General features: G+C 44.5%; 20 protein-coding genes. 10 read left to right on the plus strand and 10 right to left on the minus strand.

Annotation, left to right across the window (positions count from 1 at the left end; all coding sequences use genetic code 11):
* Positions 1-5: 5 nt before the first annotated feature.
* From ACPUEK_RS10725 to ACPUEK_RS10740, 4 genes are all read right to left on the minus strand, one after another.
* Positions 6-767: an ABC transporter ATP-binding protein gene (locus ACPUEK_RS10725; protein WP_425640722.1), complete on the minus strand. Its 762-nt coding sequence runs from the start codon at positions 765-767 to the stop codon at positions 6-8.
* Positions 767-2,566 (minus strand): ABC transporter permease subunit, encoded by a 1,800-nt coding sequence (locus ACPUEK_RS10730; RefSeq protein ID WP_425640723.1) that lies wholly within the window; start codon positions 2,564-2,566, stop codon positions 767-769. The genes ACPUEK_RS10725 and ACPUEK_RS10730 overlap by 1 nt, the downstream gene beginning before the upstream one ends.
* The gene (locus tag ACPUEK_RS10735) at positions 2,567-3,604 is read right to left on the minus strand and encodes a branched-chain amino acid ABC transporter permease (RefSeq protein ID WP_425640724.1); all 1,038 of its coding nucleotides are present in this window, start codon (positions 3,602-3,604) and stop codon (positions 2,567-2,569) included. It lies immediately after the preceding gene.
* A 104-nt stretch (positions 3,605-3,708) separates the two neighbouring features.
* Positions 3,709-4,854 (minus strand): ABC transporter substrate-binding protein, encoded by a 1,146-nt coding sequence (locus ACPUEK_RS10740; RefSeq protein WP_425640725.1) that lies wholly within the window; start codon positions 4,852-4,854, stop codon positions 3,709-3,711.
* A 617-nt stretch (positions 4,855-5,471) separates the two neighbouring features.
* On the opposite strand from ACPUEK_RS10740, the gene ACPUEK_RS10745 reads away from it, so the two are divergent.
* The 10 genes from ACPUEK_RS10745 (at position 5,472) to ACPUEK_RS10790 (ending at position 14,479) form a co-directional block, all read left to right on the plus strand.
* A complete protein-coding gene (locus ACPUEK_RS10745) occupies positions 5,472-6,668 on the plus strand; it encodes an acyl-CoA dehydrogenase family protein (RefSeq protein ID WP_425640726.1) in 1,197 nt (398 codons plus the stop codon).
* A 59-nt stretch (positions 6,669-6,727) separates the two neighbouring features.
* Positions 6,728-7,090 (plus strand): IacB protein, encoded by a 363-nt coding sequence (locus ACPUEK_RS10750; protein WP_067102321.1) that lies wholly within the window; start codon positions 6,728-6,730, stop codon positions 7,088-7,090.
* Between the two features lie 29 nt (positions 7,091-7,119).
* Positions 7,120-7,638 carry a nuclear transport factor 2 family protein gene (locus ACPUEK_RS10755; protein WP_425640727.1) on the plus strand — a complete coding sequence of 173 codons (519 nt, stop codon included), beginning with the start codon at positions 7,120-7,122 and terminating at the stop codon, positions 7,636-7,638.
* 53 nt (positions 7,639-7,691) lie between these two features.
* The gene (locus ACPUEK_RS10760; RefSeq protein ID WP_425640728.1) at positions 7,692-8,981 is read left to right on the plus strand and encodes an aromatic ring-hydroxylating oxygenase subunit alpha; all 1,290 of its coding nucleotides are present in this window, start codon (positions 7,692-7,694) and stop codon (positions 8,979-8,981) included.
* A gap of 1 nt (position 8,982) precedes the next feature.
* Positions 8,983-9,465, plus strand: a complete 483-nt coding sequence (locus ACPUEK_RS10765) for an aromatic-ring-hydroxylating dioxygenase subunit beta (protein WP_425640729.1) — start codon at positions 8,983-8,985, stop codon at positions 9,463-9,465.
* A 33-nt stretch (positions 9,466-9,498) separates the two neighbouring features.
* The gene (locus ACPUEK_RS10770; RefSeq protein ID WP_425640730.1) at positions 9,499-10,254 is read left to right on the plus strand and encodes an SDR family NAD(P)-dependent oxidoreductase; all 756 of its coding nucleotides are present in this window, start codon (positions 9,499-9,501) and stop codon (positions 10,252-10,254) included.
* An 83-nt stretch (positions 10,255-10,337) separates the two neighbouring features.
* Positions 10,338-11,291 carry a PDR/VanB family oxidoreductase gene (locus ACPUEK_RS10775; RefSeq protein WP_425640731.1) on the plus strand — a complete coding sequence of 318 codons (954 nt, stop codon included), beginning with the start codon at positions 10,338-10,340 and terminating at the stop codon, positions 11,289-11,291.
* 29 nt (positions 11,292-11,320) lie between these two features.
* The gene (locus tag ACPUEK_RS10780) at positions 11,321-11,824 is read left to right on the plus strand and encodes a flavin reductase (RefSeq protein WP_425640732.1); all 504 of its coding nucleotides are present in this window, start codon (positions 11,321-11,323) and stop codon (positions 11,822-11,824) included.
* A 297-nt stretch (positions 11,825-12,121) separates the two neighbouring features.
* Positions 12,122-13,411: an amidase gene (locus ACPUEK_RS10785; protein ID WP_425640733.1), complete on the plus strand. Its 1,290-nt coding sequence runs from the start codon at positions 12,122-12,124 to the stop codon at positions 13,409-13,411.
* Between the two features lie 243 nt (positions 13,412-13,654).
* Complete coding sequence (locus ACPUEK_RS10790; RefSeq protein ID WP_425640734.1) at positions 13,655-14,479, plus strand: helix-turn-helix domain-containing protein; 825 nt, start codon at positions 13,655-13,657, stop codon at positions 14,477-14,479.
* 44 nt (positions 14,480-14,523) lie between these two features.
* Here ACPUEK_RS10790 and ACPUEK_RS10795 read toward each other — a convergent pair whose 3' ends face one another.
* From ACPUEK_RS10795 to ACPUEK_RS10820, 6 genes are all read right to left on the minus strand, one after another.
* The gene (locus ACPUEK_RS10795; protein ID WP_425640735.1) at positions 14,524-15,933 is read right to left on the minus strand and encodes an aldehyde dehydrogenase family protein; all 1,410 of its coding nucleotides are present in this window, start codon (positions 15,931-15,933) and stop codon (positions 14,524-14,526) included.
* Between the two features lie 133 nt (positions 15,934-16,066).
* The gene (locus tag ACPUEK_RS10800; protein ID WP_425640736.1) at positions 16,067-16,900 is read right to left on the minus strand and encodes a helix-turn-helix domain-containing protein; all 834 of its coding nucleotides are present in this window, start codon (positions 16,898-16,900) and stop codon (positions 16,067-16,069) included.
* A 506-nt stretch (positions 16,901-17,406) separates the two neighbouring features.
* Complete coding sequence (locus tag ACPUEK_RS10805) at positions 17,407-18,786, minus strand: APC family permease (protein ID WP_425640737.1); 1,380 nt, start codon at positions 18,784-18,786, stop codon at positions 17,407-17,409.
* A gap of 50 nt (positions 18,787-18,836) precedes the next feature.
* The gene (locus tag ACPUEK_RS10810; protein ID WP_425640738.1) at positions 18,837-20,132 is read right to left on the minus strand and encodes an NAD(P)/FAD-dependent oxidoreductase; all 1,296 of its coding nucleotides are present in this window, start codon (positions 20,130-20,132) and stop codon (positions 18,837-18,839) included.
* Between the two features lie 20 nt (positions 20,133-20,152).
* A complete protein-coding gene (locus ACPUEK_RS10815) occupies positions 20,153-20,575 on the minus strand; it encodes a RidA family protein (RefSeq protein WP_425640739.1) in 423 nt (140 codons plus the stop codon).
* A gap of 61 nt (positions 20,576-20,636) precedes the next feature.
* Entirely contained in the window at positions 20,637-21,776 is a 1,140-nt protein-coding gene (locus ACPUEK_RS10820; RefSeq protein WP_425640740.1) for a tyramine oxidase subunit B, read from the minus strand.
* Between the last annotated feature and the right edge of the window lie 42 nt (positions 21,777-21,818).

Consider the following 21,818-nt stretch of genomic DNA (forward strand, 5'->3'; position numbering starts at 1 on the left):
TTACGTTAGCTGGAAAGCAACTCTTGGTGCTTACTTGCAAAGCCTAAGTAGGCTTCAATAACCTTAGGATCGTTCGCAAGTTCTGTCGCTGGACCTTGCATAGCCACTTGTCCTCCTTCGAGAACATAGGCATAGTCTGCGACTTTTAAGGCTGCACGTGCGTTTTGCTCCACAAGAAGGATCGATACGCCTTGGCTTCGCAGATCAGCAAAAATACGAAATATCTCACGCGTAATTAACGGGGCTAATCCTAAGCTTGGTTCGTCTAGCATCAAGAGTTTCGGCTTGCTCATCATGGCGCGACCGATAGCTAACATTTGGCGCTCGCCACCAGATAGGGTGCCTGCTTGTTGTTGGCGGCGCTCCTCTAAGCGTGGGAAAAGCTTGTAAATTTCGTCTAGAGTTTGGTCGTAACTTTTATCGCCGCGACGGTAGCGTTGAAATGCTCCGAGCAATAGGTTGTCTTGAACTGACATGGTGGCAAACAGCTCGCGCTTTTCCGGAACTAATCCGAGACCATGGCCTACAAGTGTTTCAACATTTGGGCTGATAAAATCTTTGCCATTAAAGTGGATTGTGCCTTTGGAGGGGAGAATCCCCATAATGGCTGATAACAGTGTTGTTTTACCAGCACCGTTTGGACCGATAACGGTGACCAGCTTTCCTTCTTTGAGGGTTAGGTCAATACCTGTAAGAGCTTCTACTTTGCCGTAGGCAACATGAAGATCGCTGACGTCTAAAAGGATATTATCAGTGAGTTGAGTCATTATTCTGCGCCTCCCAAGTAGGCTTCTAAGACCGCCGGATTGGTTTGGATTTCTTCGGGTAAGCCTTCCGCTATCTTTTCACCAAATTCCATTACCACAATGCGATCGGCCAGATTCATCACAAAGTCCATATCGTGTTCAACCAATAAAATGGCTAGTCCTTCTTTTTTGAGTTTTTTAAGTAGTTCTGCGAGTGCTTGTTTCTCTTTGTGTCTAAGTCCAGCTGCGGGTTCGTCAAGTAGTAGCACGCATGGGTCAGCACAGAGTGCGCGGGCGATTTCAAGAATACGTTGTTGACCTAGGGATAGGCTTCCCGCTTCTGTGTACAGGTGATCCCCTAAACCCACTCGTTCAAGTTGGTATTGAGCTTCTTTTAAAAGGCGTTGCTCTTCTGTTCTTTCAGCGTGAAGTGATGAGCTGATAATGCCTTTATGGCCACGCATGTGAGTACCCAATGCTACGTTTTCTAACACCGTCATTGTGGTGAGGAGTTTTACGTGCTGGAAGGTACGGCTCATGCCCATGTGTGCCACCTCGCGAGCGGTTTTGCCTTTTAAGCTTTGGTCTAAAAACAGTACTTCACCTTCGCTTGGCGTATCGACCGCAGAAAGCTGATTAAACATCGTGCTTTTACCCGCGCCGTTTGGACCGATTAGAGCAAGCACTTCGCCCGCATGCAGCTGTAGGTTCATTTGGTTGTTGGCGACCAAACCACCGAAGCGGCGAGTAACGTTGCAAGCTTCTAATACTAATTGGCCTTTTTCTGGCAAATCGCGGCGTGGTAGATTCTCAGCAGAAGTGTCGACTTTTATGTGGTTCTGATTGCGCCAAGACGCCGGTGCGAGTTTTACGAGTAAAGGCCAGATCCCGCCTGGAGAACGTTGCATCATAAAAACGATTAGCAGACCTAATACAATCGTTTCGTATTGCCCATTGCCTCCCATGATTAGGGGTAGCCAATCTTGAAGCCATTGCTTGAGCATGGTTAAAATGCCAGCACCCAGTAATGCTCCCCAAACGCTGCCGACACCACCAATTAATGCCATGAATAGGTAATCAATACCCATGCTAAGCCCAAAAGGTGTTGGATTGACAAAGCGTTGAGTGTGCGCATAAAGCCAGCCTGAAATACCAGCGAATAGGGCGGAGATTAAGAAGATAACCATTTTGGAGCGGAACGTATTCACACCCATAGATTCCGCCATTAATTGGCCACCTTTTAGAGCTCGAATAGCGCGGCCTTCACGTGAATTAAGGAGGTTGCTAGTAATCCAAACTGCAGCCAACAAAATGACCCAAATTAAGTAATAGATTTTTTCTCCTTTATCAAGAACGACACCAAACAAACTCAAAGAGGGTAAGCCACTGATGCCTGTGTGACCGCCCATAGAGCTCATGGTGCCAAACAAGTAATACAGTGAAATACCCCAAGCAATCGTGCCTAGCGGTAAATAATGTCCTGATAATTTAAGGGTTAAGGCGCCAAGAAATAAAGCCACAGCAGCGGTTAATAGCAAACCGATTAGCAAGCCAATCCAAGGCGATCCTGCTGACCAAGCGAGCCAGCTTGGTAGTTGCTCTGTTGTTGTTAGATAGGCAGTAGAGTATGCACCAAGTCCAACGAAAGCCGCTTGTCCAAAGCTGGTCATGCCACCAACGCCTGTTAGTAAAACCAAACCCAATACAACGAGAGCGTACAGACCGATATAGTTCAGTAGAGTAACCTGAAATGTTGGTAGTACTTGGGGTGCAATGGCGAGTAAGACTAAGCCAATGATAATTAAGTAACGTGGTTTCATTTATTCTTCATCCTCTACGCTATGGCTATTCATCGAGCGCCAGATTAAGAATGGAATAATCAGGGTAAAAACGATGATTTCTTTGTAGTTACTTGCCCAAAACATGGAAAAGGCTTCGATCATGCCTACAGCAATGGCGCCAAAGGCAGCAAGAGGGTAACTGACAAGTCCGCCAATGATGGCACCAACGAATCCTTTAAGACTGATAATGAAGCCTGAGTCGTAATAAAGGGTGGTGATCGGAGCAATTAATATTCCCGATGCACTACCAATAAAAGCAGCTAAAGCAAAGGTAGCTTTGCCAGCAAAAATAGGGGAAATCCCCTGTAAGCGAGCGCCCATTCTATTAACGGCTGTGGCACGCAGTGCTTTGCCATAGAGAGTGCGTTCAAAGGCAATGAATAACGTCACAATTAGGACAATTGAAACCAAAATGACCCAGAGTGTTTGGCTTTTTAGCATCACGGACCCTAAGCGGAAATTGGAGTCAGAGAAGGGTTCTGTACGAGCGCCTTCAGGTCCAAACAATAATAGACCTATGCCTACCATAGAGACATGAAGGGCAATGGACACTATGAGTAAAACTAATGCGGGTGCTTCTGCTAAGGGTTGGAAGAATAGGCGGTACATAATGGGGCCAATTGGCACGATTAAGCATAGTGTTAAGACGACTTGTAGGGCCATTGGAATCTCTGACAGTGGAAGCTGGTTCAGAAGGCCGATCATAATGGCGACGTAACTTAGTTTAAGTGCGATGACTTTGAGTTTTTTAGGCTCTGCTCGGTGCTTGAGGTATTGGTATAGGTCCAGTGTACAATCGATTAGGACAAGCCCCAGCAGCAACCATTCTATATTGGGGGCTTTGCCCATTTGCATGGCGGCCATCGTTAATGCGCCAAAGGTGACAAATTCACCTAAGGGAATAAGAAGTATTCGTGTAACCGTAAAAACCAGCAGGATTGACAGAGCCAATAAGGCGTAAATAGCCCCATTGGTTAAGCCATCCTGCCCAAGCAGTGTGGCAATCTGAACGTTCATTGAGTGGGATTCCTTTTGTTCTCGTCGATACTTGCAGCGTCGAGGCCACATTTTCTAGTTTTTGAAGGGGGCTGACGTATCCAGTCCCCCTGATCGGGCAGGTATTATTTAAGTAGGGCCCACTTGCCATCTTTGACGGTAATTAAAACTCGACCGCGCTCATCAAAGCCACTGTGGTCTTCTTGCGTCATGTTGTAGACACCTTGCGTGGCTGGCATTTCGTGTGTTTCTTCAAGAGCATCACGTAGTGCGCTGCGAAATTCCGCGGAGCCAGGCTTGCCCAACTTGAGTGCAGTTGGGATGGCGTTTTCAAGAAGTAAGCCGGCATCTAACACATTGCCGCCGAACGTGGCAGGTATCTCGCCGTGAAGGGCTTTGTAGTCGGTAATGTACTTTGTTGCTATTTCTTTAGATGGGCTGCTTGGCACGTCATCTAACACCAGCATAGAGCTTGCAGCTAAAATAGTACCTTCTACCGCTTTACCACCAAGGCGAAGAAACGGATCAAGGGCTGCACCGTGCGTTTGATAAATTTTCCCACCGTACCCTTGGTCTTTCAGAGTGGTTTGCGGCATAACAGAAGAACTGCCTGGGGCCGCAATCAGAACGGCATCGGGATTGGCCATTAAAACTTTTAAACTCTGACCTATTACAGAGGTGTCTTGACGCTGAAATTTTTCATTGGCAACAATTTTAATGCCCGTGTCATGAGTCAGGTCTTGCATTACCTTTGCCCAGTTCTCGCCATATGGGTCTGCCGTGCCGATCAGGCCGATCGTTTTAACTCCCGTTGATTTCATGTGATTCACTAAAGCTTCGGCAATGAGATCGTCGTTTTGCGTGGTTTTAAATACCCACTTCTTTTGCTCTGTCATAGGTAACACAACAGCGGCAGTCCCCACCGGTGCCAGCATAGGTGTTCCTGACTCCGCTGCGAACTGAATAACACCCATGGCGTTGCCAGAACCGCTGGGGCCGATGATGGCATCGACCTTTTCTTCATCGATGAGCTTTTTGAACGCTTTAACGGTCGCGGTAGGATCGCTGCCATCATCTAAGGAGATGTACGTGATTGTTTCACCACCAACGGACGTAGGAAGTAGTGGAACAGTATTTTTTTGAGGAATGCCGACGAGTGCAATGGGGCCAGTGCTAGAGCTGACCACACCTATTTTGATGTCAGCGTGCGCAATAGGGGTCAGCAGAGTAGAGCTTAAGAACAAAGCAGATAGTACTTTTTTAGGTGTCATTGTGAGTTTCCTTTTGTAATCAACACTGGTTGTGTTTGAGTGCTTCCAGCCCTCCAAAGCTCATTACCTCACGCTTCAGTGGGCATTAATTTTTATTGTTAGCATTCATCGAACGGGACACATTTCTCTATATATTTTGAATTAGCCTGCCATTGTTTTTTGTAAAAAACAACATAAAAAAAACGACAAAAACCAATTTATAAAAGATCATAAAAAATTATAGAAAGTTGATTTGTGAGTTTTTTATGACAATAAGATTGCATAAAACATACGTTTTTCTGTTTAAAATCAATTGTATATGAGTTTTTCGAGTGATTTTTTTGTATTTTACTTGATTTCTTAAAAAAATAGACATCTGTATTTCATTGACTTTTAAATTGAAAAATTAGTTGACAAGTAAAGTAATTAGTACGACCTTATTAACATTCTTTATACGTTTATTTGATGTTTTTGAATGATGCAAAACGGGGCGTTTAAAGGCTGGTTAGTGTGGTTTGATGAAGTAAAGGAAGTTTTTTAGTTTTTTATTAATGCAGTAAAAATAACAAGAATTTTCAATCAAATATTGCACTCGTCCTGTAGAGCCTGTAACCAAGTCTGCATTTGAGGAGCTAAATATGAGTCTGAATAGCATAGAAACGCTTAACAATAAGAACACCTCAGGATCTGTGTTTGATGCGTTAGGAACTGAAGAGTTTAAAAAGGTAATGGATGACATTAGAACACGTGCTCGTGACCACGAGTTCGATGAACAACAGTTCATTAGCCAAGATGTTATTGAACAGTTTCGACGTTTAGGTATTTATCGCGCCTTGGTGTCTAAGAAATTTGGTGGTGATGAAATTACTCCGGCTCAATTTTGTGAAGTTGTTGAAGAAATTTCCAAGGCTGACGGTTCTGCAGGTTGGGTAGCGAGCTTTGGTATTGGTGCCATATACCTATCCGGACTCCCTGTGGCCACTTTAGAGAAAATTTATTCAGAATCCCCCGATGTTGTTTTCGCAGGGGGGATTTTCCCGCCTCAACCTGCAGAGCTTTGTGCAGGAAATTACGATGTGAAAGGTCGGTGGAGCTGGTCTAGTGGCTCTAAAGGCGCTGATATGATTGGTGTGGGTATCTTACCTAAAGACGGTGCGGGTGAGACCATCGGTGCACCTCGTATGGCTGTAATGCCTTCAGGTAAATTAAAAATAGAACATAACTGGGATGTGACTGGGATGGCCGGTACTGGTAGTCACGATTTGGTTGTAAACAACGTTGATGTACCTGAAGACTGGACTTGTATTCGTGGCGGTGCTTCTACCGTTGAAGGTCCTTTATTCCGTTATCCTTCGCTCTCTTTAGCAACTCAAGTGTTGGCAGTCGTTAGTTTGGGTATTGCACGAGCTGCATTGGACGAACTTAAAGCTATGGCGGCTGGTCGTGCCTCAGTAACTGGCGCACCAAACATCGGCGAGCGCCCTCTAACTCAAGCTGAAGTGGCAAAAGCCGATGCTGATCTTCGTGCTGCTCGTTGCTTCTTTTATGAGTCAATCAATGATGCTTGGCAGACCTTAGAAAAGAACGAAGCCTTATCTGTAGAGCAAATCAATTTATTACGTCTTTCTTCGACGCATGCTTCTCGTGTGGGTGCTGATGTTGCCCGTAAGGTGCAAATGGTATCCGGTATGACAGGCGTATATAAAGCCAGCCCTCTGTCTCGCTTTGTCAACGACGCACAAGTCGTTACTCAGCATGCATTCATGGGCGATATTACTTGGCAAAACGCCGGAGCCATTTTCTTTGGACAAAAACCGTTACCAGGTTACTTATAAGATTAAACCTAAATCTATCTGTAATTAGACAAAATTATTGACTATTGGAGAAATGAACGATGAGCGAAAAAAAACCATTACGCGTTATGTTTTGCATGGGTATCAACCAAAACTTCATGGACGCAGCGCGCGAAGAGCAACTAGATGTTTGGGCGGCATTCGGTGAAATGTGGAACGGCATTCACGATATGGATGGTGTTCAAGTGATTGGCAATATGGATGACGATCAAAGCATGGTGGGTCCTTCTGATGGCTACCCTTGGACTACTTACCTTCTAGCGGATGTTAAAGACTACGACACGGTAGTTGCCTGCTGTAACTTGCTACGCACAACAGCGGTTGGCGACACGCCATACAAACTTTGGCGTTACGTGAAAATCGAATCTCGTATCGGCCGTGAACTGATTGTACAACGCGCCTAAGGCCTAACGATAAATTTAAGGGTACAAGTATGAAGAACACGAATGAGCTAGAAGCGATATTGGCACGAATTGACGCTTTGGAAAGCGACCGCGCGATTCGTGCTTGTATCAATCGTTATATGGACTTATGTGATCACCTCAATCCATCAACGCCATTGGATGAATTGGGTGATTTGTTCACCAAAGACGCTAAGTGGGAGGGTAAAGGTGCCCGCTATGCGAAGAGCTTTGGTGGATTTGAAGGTCGTGATGCCATCGTCGCTATGTTATCCAAATACACCGTTGAGCCCGCACATTTTTCTTTAAATGTGCACTACCTGTCATCTGAAGTCATTCAAGTGGATGGCGACAAGGCTTTTGGTAGTTGGAACATGATTCAAGTGTCGAGTTTTAGTGCCGGTGGATCTCACTTGAACAGTGCACGTTTGAGCGTGTCGTTTCGCCGTGATGACGGCGTTTGGCGTATGTCCCATTTTCAAACAGAGAATCTGTTCAGTCGTCCTGTATCAGATTGGAATGATGTCGCCACATTGCCTGTCCCTAAATGAGCTGACATAAGAGCGATAGGGTCGATTTCAAAAAGATTAGAGAGAGAAAAAAGATGAGTGAATTAATTGAATTGAAAAACATCAGTCAAAAAGCGGCCGATATGGTGGAAGACGGTCGTGTTCACAAGGCGCTGTATTCAGATCCGGAAATCTTCGAAGAAGAACTCGATAAGGTTTTCCAAAATACTTGGATTTATATCGGTCACGAAAGCGAAGTGCCAGAAGCGGGCAGCTTTAAAACAGCTTTTGTAGGTCGTCATCCCGTGATTTTAAGCCGTGACCGTAAGAAGAATTTGCATGTGTTGTTGAACCGCTGTCGTCACCGTGGCGCAACGGTTTGCGAAGGTCGTAAAGGGAAAACCAAAGCGTTTACTTGCCCATACCATGGCTGGGGTTATGGTCTAGATGGTGGTTTACGTGCGATTCCAAAAGCAGAAGAGTACGAAGGTGTACTGGATAAAAACGATTTGCCATTGGAAAGCTTGCGTCATGAGTCTTATCAAGGTTTGGTTTTTGCGACCTTTAAGGACGACATTGAGCCACTAGAAGATTTCTTAGGTGGCGCGAAAAAATGGATCGACCTGTTTGTTAAACAGGGCGGCGGTTACCCCTTAAAAGTGTTGGGCGAGCATCGCTTTAACTTCCCTGGTAACTGGAAAATCCAGCTTGAAAATACCACGGATGCTTACCACTTCCCAATTATCCATAAATCATTCATCAGTTCATTGGATGATGCCACAGCGGACATTTTTGATTTCCTAGATGGCGATGGTTTTGTAGAAGATTTAGGCCATGGCCACAGTGTCATGGTAATGATTCCTGATTTAGTGGATTTAGAAGCGGACTTGGATCAACCGATTCCTGAGCGTTTTGAAGACCTTGCGCAAGCATTGCGTGATGAAGGCCAAGACGAAGAGCAAGTGAAACGTCTTGTTCGTGCCGCTCACGGTACTGGCTTTAACTTGAACTTATTCCCTAACGTATCGTGTTCGATGGCGTTTTTCCGCGTATTGCGCCCAGTAAGCGCTGAAGTGACTGAAATCCAACACGTTGCACTGGGTGGTGAAGAGGCGCCAGCCTCCTTTAACCGTAAGCGTATGCGTCTGCACGAACATTTCCAAGGGCCTATGGGCTTCGGAACACCCGATGATGGTGAAGCATGGGAGCGTGTTCAGAAAGGATCCATGGCTGGTAAAGATGGCTGGATTCTTGTTAATCGCGGGATGGAGAATTTACATACATCACCGGATGGTAATGTCGCGGGCGCCGTTTGTTCTGAAACCGGCATGCGTGGAGCGTACCAAAAATACAAGCAAATGATGGCCGCCGAAGGGGAGAAATAAGATGACCATTAATACAGACCTGCTTAACAAGGTAACGGCATTTATTTGGCATGAAGCCGATCTATTGGATCACAAAGAGTATCAAGACTGGTTATCTCTTTGGAGTCAGGACGGTTTATACATCGTACCGACTGACAATAATGAAACGGACTATGAAAACACCTTGAACCTAGCACTAGACGACGCTGATATGCGCCGCATGCGTGTGGCTCGTTTGGAAAGCGGTGAGTCCGTTTCGGCGGGCTCGGTCAGCGGTACCGTGCGTATGGTATCACGCGTGCGTATCTTAGAAGAAACGGCTGATTACGTCGTTGTGCGTTGTGCGATGACCTTGAACGAATTGCGTCACGGTAATCTTGTGTCCTACCCAGCGGATTTGGAATATCGCTTGAAACCATCTGCTGACGGTTTTGTGATTGATCGTAAGGTAGTCAAACTGATGCACGCTGACGGTTTCTTACGCACAGTAAGTTTCATCTTTTAACGGTCTTTCATGACCCAAAAAGAGGACGAAATAATGTCTCAATCTATACAGTCAAACGTGGCACTGGTAACCGGTGCCGGGCAAGGACTTGGATTTCATATCTCATCACGTTTGTATGCGGCAGGTTTTCGTGTGGTATTGACCGATGCTAATGGCGAGGCGGCTAAATCAGCCGCACTCTCCCTTGATCCTGAAGGGAAAAGTGCCATTGCTTGCGAGTTGAATATTGCTAAAAAGTCTGACTTTGAAAATGCACTGAAGTTTGCTGTGGCTGAGTTTGGTGCTCTGCATGTGTTGGTCAATAACGCGGCCGTAACAAAAGCCACTCCGGTTATGGATATTTCCCCTGAAGAGTTCAATGAGGTGGTGAATATCAATCTTGGTGGTGTGTTTGTTGGCTGTCAGGTGATGGGTAAACATATGGCGGAACAAGGCTATGGCCGTATCATCAACTTGTCGTCTTTGGCAGGCCAAAATGGAGGCACTTCAACCGGTGCCCATTACGCTGCTTCCAAAGGGGGAATATTGACGGTAACCAAAGTCTTCGCCAAAGAGCTTGCTAGCAAGGGTGTGACCGTGAATGCCATTGCACCAGGTCCAATTGATTCGCCAATGGTTACCGCGCTGGTGCCAGAAGAGCGTTTGCCAACCTTGTTAGGGGCAATTCCTGTTGGTCAATTAGGTGATGCGGACTTTATAGGTGATATGGTCGTGCAATTTGCGCGCCCAGAAGCTTACTTCACCACCGGAACAACATGGGATGTTAATGGCGGTTTATTTATGCGTTAAACAGTGTGTCTGTTTAACGAGTTTTATTAGTTATGTCTGAGAACCAGTGTCCCGAATTGGGCCTGTTTCGGGAGGAGAGTTGGATGCCTGAAACATTATTGAAAGTAGTTGTTCGTAAACGAGAAAACCACAATGACGGTGTGGTTGCTTTAGAGCTTGCGAGTCTCAATGGTGAGGCATTGCCAGCTTTTGAGGCTGGAGCACACATTGATGTGCATCTTGGAGACGACCTAATCCGTCAATATTCATTATGCAATGATCCTGCTGACACCAGTGCGTATCGTTTAGGTATTTTAAAAGACCCTAATTCGCGGGGTGGATCGGTAGCTGCCCATCTTAATTTGCAAGAAGGTACAGAGTTACTGATTGGTGTTCCACGTAATCATTTCCCGCTAGATGCGAGTGCCAAACGCTCCATCTTGATTGGTGGCGGTATTGGTATCACACCAATGATTGCGATGGCGTATTCCTTGAAAGCAGAAGACAAAGCGTTTGAGTTGCATTATTGCAGCCGATCGCCTGAAACAAGCGGTTTTCTAGACGAGTTAGCCTCTTGCTCTTTCTACGACAACGTAAATTTACATTTTGATTCTAACGATCAGCGCTTGGATTTAGAGACCGTTTTGAAAGATGCGGATGCAGACACTCACTTATACGTTTGTGGGCCTAATGGTTTCATGGAGTGGGTGATCAGCACCGCAAAAAGTCTCGGAATGGCAGATAAAAATGTACATAAAGAGTTTTTCAACGTTGAAGTTGAAACAGGTGGCGCAAGCTTCGAGGTCGTTGCCGAGCAGAGCGGCATCACAGTACAGGTCGGTGAAGATGAAAGTATTGCCGACGCTTTGAAGGCTGCTGGTGTGAAAGTGAAGGTTTCATGTGAACAGGGGACATGTGGTACTTGTCTATGTGATGTGATTGAAGGCACCCCAGAACACCGAGATGTTTACTTGACGGAAGAAGAGAAAGAAGACAATGACCAAATTACTTTGTGTTGTTCTCGCTCGCTCACTCCGCGACTTGTACTCGATATTTAATACTCCCTAAAAAAGGGTAGGAGAATACCATGATAGATACAAAATTATTCCGCGATGGCATGTCTATGCTGGGGGGCGCTGTATCAGTGATCACTACTGATGGAGAAGCTGGTCGTTTTGGTTTTACTGCAACTGCAGTGACCAGTGTGACGGATGAACCACCTACTTTGTTGGTATGTATGAATCGTAATTCATTCGCTAACCCTCATTTTAAAAAGAATGCTGTGCTGTGCGTGAATGTATTACAAAGTCATCACCAAGGCGTTTCTTGGGATTTCGCTAACCGTGAGCTAAACAGTGAACAGCGCTTTGCTAAACATGAATGGACAACGTTAAAAACTGGCGCGCCTGCGTTGGATGAGGCCTTGGTTAGTTTTGACTGCGAAATCCATGAAAGCCATGAGATTGGTTCTCATACTGTGTTTTATTGCCGTGTGAAAGATGCAAAAGTTGGTCAGGATGGTCAAGGCTTAGTGTATTTCAACCGCGCATACCATTGTTTGAATGAGCAGTCTGCTGCTCAAGCTAAGTAACTCTAAGACACCTTAGCGAGCAAGTCTAACTACTCATCTTTTTAGGATCGAGATCCCCAAGCGTCTTCCCGACGGGTCGGCCTTACCGAATTCAAAGGATTATTTTGGTCAAGTGCCGATCTAGCGTTGGCGAAGATGGCAACACAAAATCACTTTTTTCGGTGAAGTACTCACTGCCTATCATGTATTCATACAGCGGCTGCGTGACGTGACTAAAATGTTTGAATTCTGACTTGCTTCTTTATTTAACTCGATAGACGTGGACGCGTTTAAAGAGCACCAGTAGGCGGTTTATTTATGAATAACAACATCGATCTGAATGAAATGGGCTTGTGTCAAATGCTACGTGCTTTGGAGAAGGGTGCTTGCACAACCGAAGCGCTTATTGAGGCATGTTTTGATCGTATAGAGGCTCGAGAATCTGACGTTGGCGCATGGCAAATTAAGCGTACTCGTGACGAGTATCTGGCCTACTATCAAGCTAACAAAGCGTTTTTTGATACAAGTCCACTAAAAGGCTTACCACTGGGCGTGAAAGATATTATCGATACACAGGAAATGCCCACCGAAATGGGCTCCCCGATCCATGTTGGCCGACAGCCGGTTGAAGACGCGACGTGTGTTGCTTTAATTCGTGCGGCGGGAGGCATCGTATTGGGAAAAACCGTCACCACGGAGTTTGCCTATTTTAAACCGGGAAAGACCAAAAATCCTGCCGACTTAGAACGCACACCGGGTGGTTCATCCAGTGGCTCAGCCGCTGCGATAGCTGACAATATGGTGCCTATGGCTCTGGGCTCTCAAACCGCGGCTTCAGTCATTCGTCCAGCTGCGTACTGTGGCGCGGTTGGTTACGTAGGAAGTCGCGGAGAATTCTCTCTACGCGGCGGTCAACCTTTAGCTCAATCGCTTGATTCACTTGGCTTGTTCGCGCGTAAGGTCGAAGATATTCAGCTGCTACGGGCCATACTCATACGCCAACCCGTTTCTATACAAGCCATTCAGCCTGTGGCACCTAAATTCGTCATGGTCTGTCATGGTGAGAACGTGGGCGATACCTCAATCGCCATGAAAGACGCCACAGAGACGGCGATCGAATTGCTGAAGTCGCAAGGTGTTCAAGTGATTGAATTGAACGCGGGCCACCGCATGAAAGACATGGTGAATCACCATATGAATATCATGGCTTGGGAAGTATGTCGTAACCTCGCGATAGAGTCTTTTAGAGTAGAGCAACTCAGTGATCCTTTAGCGGCATTGATGAAGCAAGGCCTGACTATGGAACGTTCTACCTATATTGACTCTTTGAATGCCGCTCAAACCTGTCAAGATTGGCTTTGGTCCTACGCACCCGAAGCCGAAGTCATGTTGGCCCCAGCAGCGCCTGATGTCGCACCTCTGGGTTATGGTGCAACCGGTGCGCCTCATATGAGTCGACCATGGCAAGCCATGGGACTGCCAGTGATCAACGTACCTGGTATGAAAGATGAGAATGCAATGCCTCTTGGGTTGCAGCTGATTGGTAAGTACAGAGAGGATGACGCTTTGCTAGGCTACGCCAGTTGGTTCAAAGAATTGTTAAATTAAGTTAATAGGCTATAAAAAAAGTGTGATGTAAATCAATCTATGCTATTAATTTTTATGAAGCTAAATTAAGTTTATCGATTAAGTCGGCTCTTATGCTCTTCGTCTTCGAACATATCAATGCTTGTTCCGGGGCGCTAGCGCATTGAGTCGAAAAGGAAGATTAGGAGAAACGCTCGGATAGCTGGCTGAGTTCATTTTTGACGTCAGATGGATATGACAGAAAAATAATAAAAAGGTTTTCATATGAGCCATCGTTCTATACCTATTCAATTCTGTTTTTCTTCTGATTTTGAAGATTATAAAGAATGCATCGTAAATTATAAAAATATATCTGTATTGTATTACCAATTTTATGCGTCATCGGATCACACTAAGGTCGTTGCCGATGGGTGCGCGGACATCCAGTTTTGTTGTGATGAAGAGAATGTCTCCTCGACGGTATGGGGATCAGTCCTTGCCCCCCAGTCTATTGAGTTTAATGAGGGTAAGACCTACTACGGTATTAGACTGTCGACCTCTGTGAGTCGGCGATTATCGTTTTTGCGTTATGCCGATCTTATTAATAAGGGTATTTCATTATCTGGTCTAAGTGATTTTGGTAATGAACTGTCTGAGAAGATCACTCAGGCCAAAAGTTTCAAAGAACGCATCTTATTAACTCAGAAATGGTTGCTTGATTTGGGTTTTTTTGAACCTCAGAAAATGGATTTTATTGATTACAGTATCAATAAGATTCTGGAAGACAGAGGTAATTTAAAAATTTCCGATCTATCTGAATACATTGGCTCAAGTGAACGCTTAATTAGAGATAAATTTACTCATGCTGTAGGGATGTCTCCTAAGCAATTTTGTCGAGTGGTACGATTCCAGAGCTTAATTGAGTTTATTATTTTTAACGAATATAAAGACTCATTTTCTTTAAGTGACTTAACGCTTTCTTCTTATTACGATGAATCTCACTTATCGAAAGAAGTAAAATGTTTTTCTGGGTTAACACCCAAACAATTTATTAAAGAAACCTCTAACATTGTTATTAAACGAAAGACAATTTCGACTTCCCAATATTGAAATCAGAACGGTCACCTAAAGTGATTAGGTGACCGTATCAAGCATTACGACAATATGCACTGAATGTTCGTGTAAGCTAATAACCCTTCCTCACCAAACTCGACCCCAAGTCCAGAGGACTTCGTGCCACCAAAAGGTGAGTTAGGCTGAACAGCGCCATGTTTATTTATCCAAACGCTTCCACATTCCATCTTAGAAGCAACGCGGTTAGCTTCATCCCTATCATTTGTCCAAACTGAGCCACCCAATCCTGCTTCATTGTCATTGGCCATAGCGATGGCTTCTTCGACAGTGTCAAAAGGAATAATCGGTAAGGCTGGGCCGAATTGCTCGTTTTGAACTAATGGGTTTTGATTGTCATCAATGGCCACGAGAGTGATAGGGAAGAATAGATCTTTAGGATTATCCAACGGCCCACCAAGTAGAACGCTACCGCCTTGTTCAACTGACTGTGTTACCAAGCGATTAACGATATCAAATTGCATTTGGTTTTGAACCGGTCCCAGTTCAGCCCCTTCTTCAAACCCATCACCCACTTTGATATTTTTAGCGAACTGAGTCAAAGAGTCACAAACTTGGTCGTAAATAGATCGGTGAACGTACAAGCGTTTCATGGCCGCACAAGTTTGACCATTGTTGATGAAGGCTCCCCAGAACAGCCCTGGTGCAATGGCTTCAGGATCACAATCTGGCAGTACAATACCAGCGTCATTACCACCGAGTTCTAGGGTTAAGTGTTTCAGCGTATCGGCCGCAGAAGACATGACCTTTTTGCCTGTGGCCGTCGAGCCAGTAAACACAATTTTTTTGATGGCAGCGTGATTAGAGAGTGCAGCCCCTAGCTCATCGCCGCCCGTCACACTGTTGATCACGCCTTTTGGTAACACAGAGTTCATTAGCTCGATCATTCGAAGTGTGGAAAGGGGCGTGTAAGGCGATGGTTTACACACAACCGTGTTTCCAGCCAACAAGGCTGGAATGATGTGCCAGATCGCAATCAGGACTGGCCAATTCCAAGGGGTGATGGAAGCTACAACCCCTAACGGGCGGCGGTGCATTTCAACACGACCATTTTCGTCATCCTGCAATATTTTAACTGGTAGTTCTAGAGAAGCCGTATAACGGGCCCAAGCGATGGCGCCACCTATTTCGAACATAGATCCTAGCGCTGCACCAATCGGTTTACCTTGCTCCTTGGTGATGATGGTGGCAATCTCTTCACTATGTTGCTCCAAAATATCGGCAATTTTGAGCATGTAGCTTTGGCGCTCTGAATAGTCTAATGAAGACCATTCTGGAAAAGCATCACACGCCCCTTTAATGATGTCATCCAATTCCTGTACGGTGGCTTTTGGGGCTTCTGCAATAAGCGCTGAGGTGGAAGGGTTATAAACCTTAAACGTATTCAGAGTGATCATTGCTTTACCATTATTGATTAAATGATAGTTATTCATTTTGAACTCCACGATCTAATTTATATTTTTATCAATTTTTAGTGATCTCGATAACAATCTATATAAAGGGATTAACACACTCAAGTATTGCAAAAATCAGACATTTGATGTCCTTTTTTCACTTTTTGAGTGTCTAATGAAAACGGATTTTCTCTAGATAAGCGCAGTTTTTTAGATGATTGATATAACTGTTTGGTGTCGTGCTGAGCAGTGATTTAAATTCGCGTGAAAAGTGCGATTGATCATTAAAGCCTAAGTTGTAGGCAACGTCTGACGGTTTGATTTCGGTGTTTAAGTTGATGTTATATAGGGCAAATTGACAACGCACAATGCGACAAAAGGCTTTAGGAGTGATTCCTGTGTCATTGATAAATTGTCGTTGTATGGTTCTGCTTGTATAGCCTGTTAAAGCCTCAAGGTTCTGAACTTGAATATTGCCTTTTAAATGAAAAATATGAGCAATCACTTCTTGGGTTAGGGCAGAATGATTTCTGACACCAAATTTGATTAGAAAATCTGAGAAAATATCGACTTGTTTAGTAAACGAACCTTGACTCACAATTTTTTCGAAAAGGTCACTGATTTTGTGCGTTGCTTCATTGAAGTTAGGCCTTTGATTCACTAATTCAGAAGCAGAGATGTCTAGAAAATTTGGAATCGAGGCGGGCGACATTCTGACACCAAAGTAACGATGTTGATGAATGAAATCGACACTTTGGGCCTCAAGCGTGGTTCCGCAAACAATGGCGGTCGGTTTGGAATTATCACAATCAAATAATATATCGATGCAGCCATCGGGAATGGCATTGATAACATCTACCGAGGTCTTGGCTTCAAAGCTGTAGAAATGAGAAATAAAGGGCACATTGGAAATTTTGACCGAATATTCTCCTGCTGAACAAAATACAAACCAAGGTTGTTTAGACCGAATATTCGCAATACTAAGTTCATTAGGTACATTGTTCATAGCCGCTCCTTATATTTTTTTCTTTTAATTAAAATACAAGGTGTGACATTTGTATTGTAAGAATCGGCAGATTTTAACTATTTCTAAAAATAGAGAGGACTTAGGAGAGGCGTAACTTTGATGATAGAAGAAATTATTATTTTACTTATTGATCTAATTAGTTTTTTTAAATATCAAGTTATGAAAATGTATAGGTATCTTGAATGTTTCCCATTGAGCTTATCTCCATATAATAGTAAAAAAGCTGTTTATATGGCATTAAAGTTATAACGTTATTCAAAAAACCTTTTGCCTTGAGGTGTTCTTTTTGTTCTCTACCATCCTTTAAATACTTAAGCATGACTTTCTTCAACTTACGGTTTCTCTTAACAAGCAACCTTGCTTAATTGCCGTTTGAGTGATGCTTCTGCAGGGTTTGCTAGCTTTAAAAAGGAGATCGAGAGGGGTGACGGGGTGACACTACGTTTTAAGGGCTCAGAAGCCCTTAAAACGTAGTGCATTGAGGGTTAATCCATGTCTGGAGTAAACAACCCACGTTTCATGTACAGTTTTACCCATAGTGCAGCAATAATACTCACAACTAAAAGCATACTACCTGTAATAGAAAAAACGGTATTTATCATATCAGGAGAAGGTGAGTTATTCAGAGCAACATATACCATGGCGATGATGCCGATGATTTGTGGCAATGGGTAGAACGGAGTTTTGTATGGGCGTACAAAGTTAGGGTAACGGCGACGCAAGACCATAACGTTAATGTGCGTCACGATGTATGCCAGTAACCAACTAGTCGTCGCTGCAATAACTAGGATGATTAGGTAATCGATGCTGAATACCAAGTATGGAATTGCCATAAATACAGCTAGCATGATGATACCCACCCATGGAGTGTTGTATCTATTTTCTGCTTTTAGCTGCGGAAATACTTGTTTTTGCATTGCCATACCATGAAGCATTCTTGGGATCGCAGCAAGTAGCGTATTGACAGAACTACAAGCAGCCGTCAAACCAATGATCGTTGCGATCAGCAGACCACTATTACCGAATACTGCTTGAGCATAGTCAAGGTAAGGAATCGGTGAAGTAGTCAGAGCTTCTGTATTCATATACAAACTAGCACCATAGATGAACAGCAAGAAAACCACTAAAATTAAAACTAGAGACCAGTGCATAGCACGTGGAATGTTCTTTTCAGGGTTCTTGACCTCGTTAACCATTGGACAAATAAATTCCACCCCGACCATCAACCACATGGCTAGGGCAATCAGTCCAATAAAGCTACCGTCCATGACCCCACCCATTCCCCAATCAACTGGAGAACCAGTAAGCACTGGATGTGGCTCGCTCGCACCCGTGACCGCGGCAAGACCAAGAATGACCAAAGCACTGATCAAAGCAAAGGCAAGAAGGTTTTGTACCTTAGAAAACACATCAGCACCGACCAAGTTGGTCACGGTAAGTATCAATAAGATAATCAGAGGTGCTGATTTTTCAATGTATCCGCCAGGAAATAATTGACTCAACATGGCGTCCACTAGAAACAATTCAACCGGAACGGCTAGGGTCGCCACAATGACATAGCCTGAAAATACAGCAACAATGGCAGGGAAGTGACCTATTGCCTTTTGAGTATAGGTTGCCAAAGTACCCTGTTCTGGGAACATCAATGATAACTCAGCAAAGCTCATTGCATTGAACTGGGCTATTAGAAAGGCAGCGAATAAGGCCGCTACAAAAGTAGTGCCGCCGATGCCAATGCCTTGCAGCCCAGATATCATTCCGCCTTGGGCGATTACCAGCCCAATACAGATGCCCATCATGCTTATGAAGCCGAGTTTTTTTCGACTGGTTAAATGCGACGTACTAGGTTCATTATGATTGCTCATTATGGTGTTCCTTCGATTATTTTGTTTATTTTCGAATCATTATTTTTTTATTATTTAAGGCGATCAAACCGATACGGATAGGGGTCAATCAGAGGCGTTGAATCTAAAACGATATCAGCCGCTAATTGGCCAGCAGCAGGACCTGTACCAAAACCGTGACCAGAAAATCCGGTGGCAAGGGTCAGTCCCGGTATCTCACCCACTCGTCCAATGACGGGATTTGAATCTGGGGTAATGTCAATGACACCCGCCCATGCTTCTTCCTGTTCAGCTTGATTGAAAACTGGCCATGCATTGCGTAAATTTGTCATGGCTTCATTATTTAAATTCGTATTGGCTGAAGGATTTAAGGTTCGGATATCCTCGAAAGGAGTTTTGCTTCCAGCGTGCCATTTACGCTTCATTGAGAGATCTTTTATGAAATGCTTTCCTAGCGAAACTCTCAAAAAGCTACGTTGTGCCCGTAATTGCGATAAATAACGCCAACCAATGGTTAAGTGATCAAGTGTGATGGGAGCATCTAAAGCACCACGCTGTGTCACAATGTAGCCACCATCCATATGCTTTCTAAATGAAAAGTTTGGTCCTCCGACTGCAATATCTGTCGGCCCTTCCATTGGCTTTGTGCGCATAACAGAACAAATCAAAGGCAGTGTTGGTAAGGAGATACCATGGTTTCCTAAGAAGCGTCTTGACCAAGCGCCACTCGCAAGAAGTACTTGCTCACAACGAATCTCACCTTTTTCGGTCACCACGCCACTGATTTTTCCACCGGATGTTGAAAGCATGCGAACCGCGCAATCTTGAATAATGATGGCGCCTTTCTCGATGGCCGCTTTGGCTAACATGGGGGTCGCTATAGACGGTTCAGCGCGACCGTCAGAAGGCGTATAAATACCGCCTTTCCAATTGCCTTTTCCGCTTGGTACTTTATCGACAATGTCTTTGGCCGTTAACATTCTAGAGTCAAGCTCAAGTGGCTTAACAGATTTAAGCCAATTTTCATGCATGCTCAGATGTTCATCGGAATCAGCCAGAAATAAGATGCCAGCTTGTTTGTAACCTAAGTCGTGGCCAACTCTTTTCGGCATGTCTTGCCATAACTGGTCTGCTGCCATCGCCAGAGGAACGTCCTCAAAATGACGGCTTGTTTTGCGTATCCAACCTAAATTTCTAGAAGATTGCTCTCCTGCAATATGTCCTTTCTCTATTAGAACAACGGGGATGTTTCGTTCAGCTAACGTTAATGCAGCGGATACACCAACAATACCACCACCTATGATGACGACAGTGGATGACTTGGGTAAATCGTTAGGTGTTGCAAATCTTTCGAGAGTTATTGTCATATCGCAATTCCCGTAATCAACTATTGAGAAACGGTTATCTGCTCAACATCCATTTTTGATGCATTGCGATAAGCCGTTACTTCAATTTCAACTTTATAAACATTGGAACCTAATGGCGGACAGGTCACTGTTGTCGCTGGATCAATACCTTTGAATTTAGCCCCAATAAAGGTCATCACAGCATGAGTGTCTTCTGGGTTTTGAATGAAAACACGAGACATCACAACATCGCCTAAGCAGGCGTCAACAGACGCTAGCGCCGCTTCTACATTTTTAAAAACCTGTTCCGTTTGTTCGATAATGTCTTCAGGAATTTCTTTTGTGTCAGGATTACGTCCTGCGGTATTGGATACATAAATCCAATTTTCAACGGCTACTACACGCGAGTAACTGCCAATTTCTTCAAATTTTGAGCCAGTTTTTACTTTTTTTACAGTCGTCATGTTTGTTTCTCTGTGTATTGTTCAGAAGGGGCGCCACCCACCAAGAGTTGGCACGAAAGAATTAGAATAATTCCGGTGTTTCCCAAAGATTGAGTTTTACACCAATATTGTTTGCTACAGCATTACGGTAAATATGCGTACCCCATGCGACATCCTCAACTGGAAGGCCGCCTACGGATAAAATGATAATTTCTTCATCATTTTCACGGCCAGGTGCTTCACCTGCTGTAATTTTACCTAGATCTTCTAGTTGATCAGCGGACATTTGACCTTCTGAAATCATGTCCATGAAGCGCACGCCGATGACAGGAATGTATTTATGAGCAGGCTTAGGCACTTCTTCAAACCACGCTTCATACAGACCTGGATTATCTGCTACTTTTCGGATGTCTTCTCGCTCCATCGCTTCATCTAGACGACAGTAAGCTGGCATTGAAAGGTATGCGCCTGGTTTAACCCACTCGCGTTTCACTTCAGGGTAAGCTGATACATCGCCCGTTTCTCCCGAGTTACAGTAAGTGACGATATCAGATCCACGCACAACATCTTCTAATGTATCAACGACTTCAATATTGGAAATTTGAGGGTAAGTGTCTTTTAACCAAGCAATGAAATTATCAAGACTCTTCTGGCTACGACCTTTGATTTTGATGGTATCAAGATTTGGGCAGACCGCCATGAAAGCCGCAACGGAGGTTTTACCCATTACGCCAGGCCCCAATAAGCCAATGACTTTAGAGTCTTTACGAGCTAAGTGGCGAGCACCAACACCAGGGACAGCACCCGTACGGTAGGCGGACAATAGGTTGGCAGACATGTGTGCCAACGGTGCGCCCGTATCCGCATCGTTCAAGGTAAACATTAAGATTGAGCGCGGTAGGCCTTTTTCACGATTGGCGATGTTTGAACCGTACCACTTCACACCACACGTTTGAAAATTGCCACCTAAATAAGCCGGCATGGCCATTAAGCGGCGGTCTGGAGAGTGTTTAGGCATGGTGTCAAATTCAGGCTCTTCAGGGAACGTAATCATGGCACCATGGGAGTCGCTGTTTGGCCCCGCCATGCGATAATCACCCTTGTAGAGAAGTTGAAACATCTCTTCCATGATATCAACGCACTCTGCCATATTTGTCACACCAGCTTTGATCATGTCTGGTTCAGAAAGATAGATGAAATCAATTTTTGTCGAATTAGTCATAGAAGGCTCCTACTAGGATAGGTTTTTATTTTTTGGCTCATC

This window comes from Marinomonas gallaica, from assembly GCF_049821165.1.
Taxonomy (GTDB): Bacteria; Pseudomonadota; Gammaproteobacteria; order Pseudomonadales; family Marinomonadaceae; genus Marinomonas; species Marinomonas gallaica.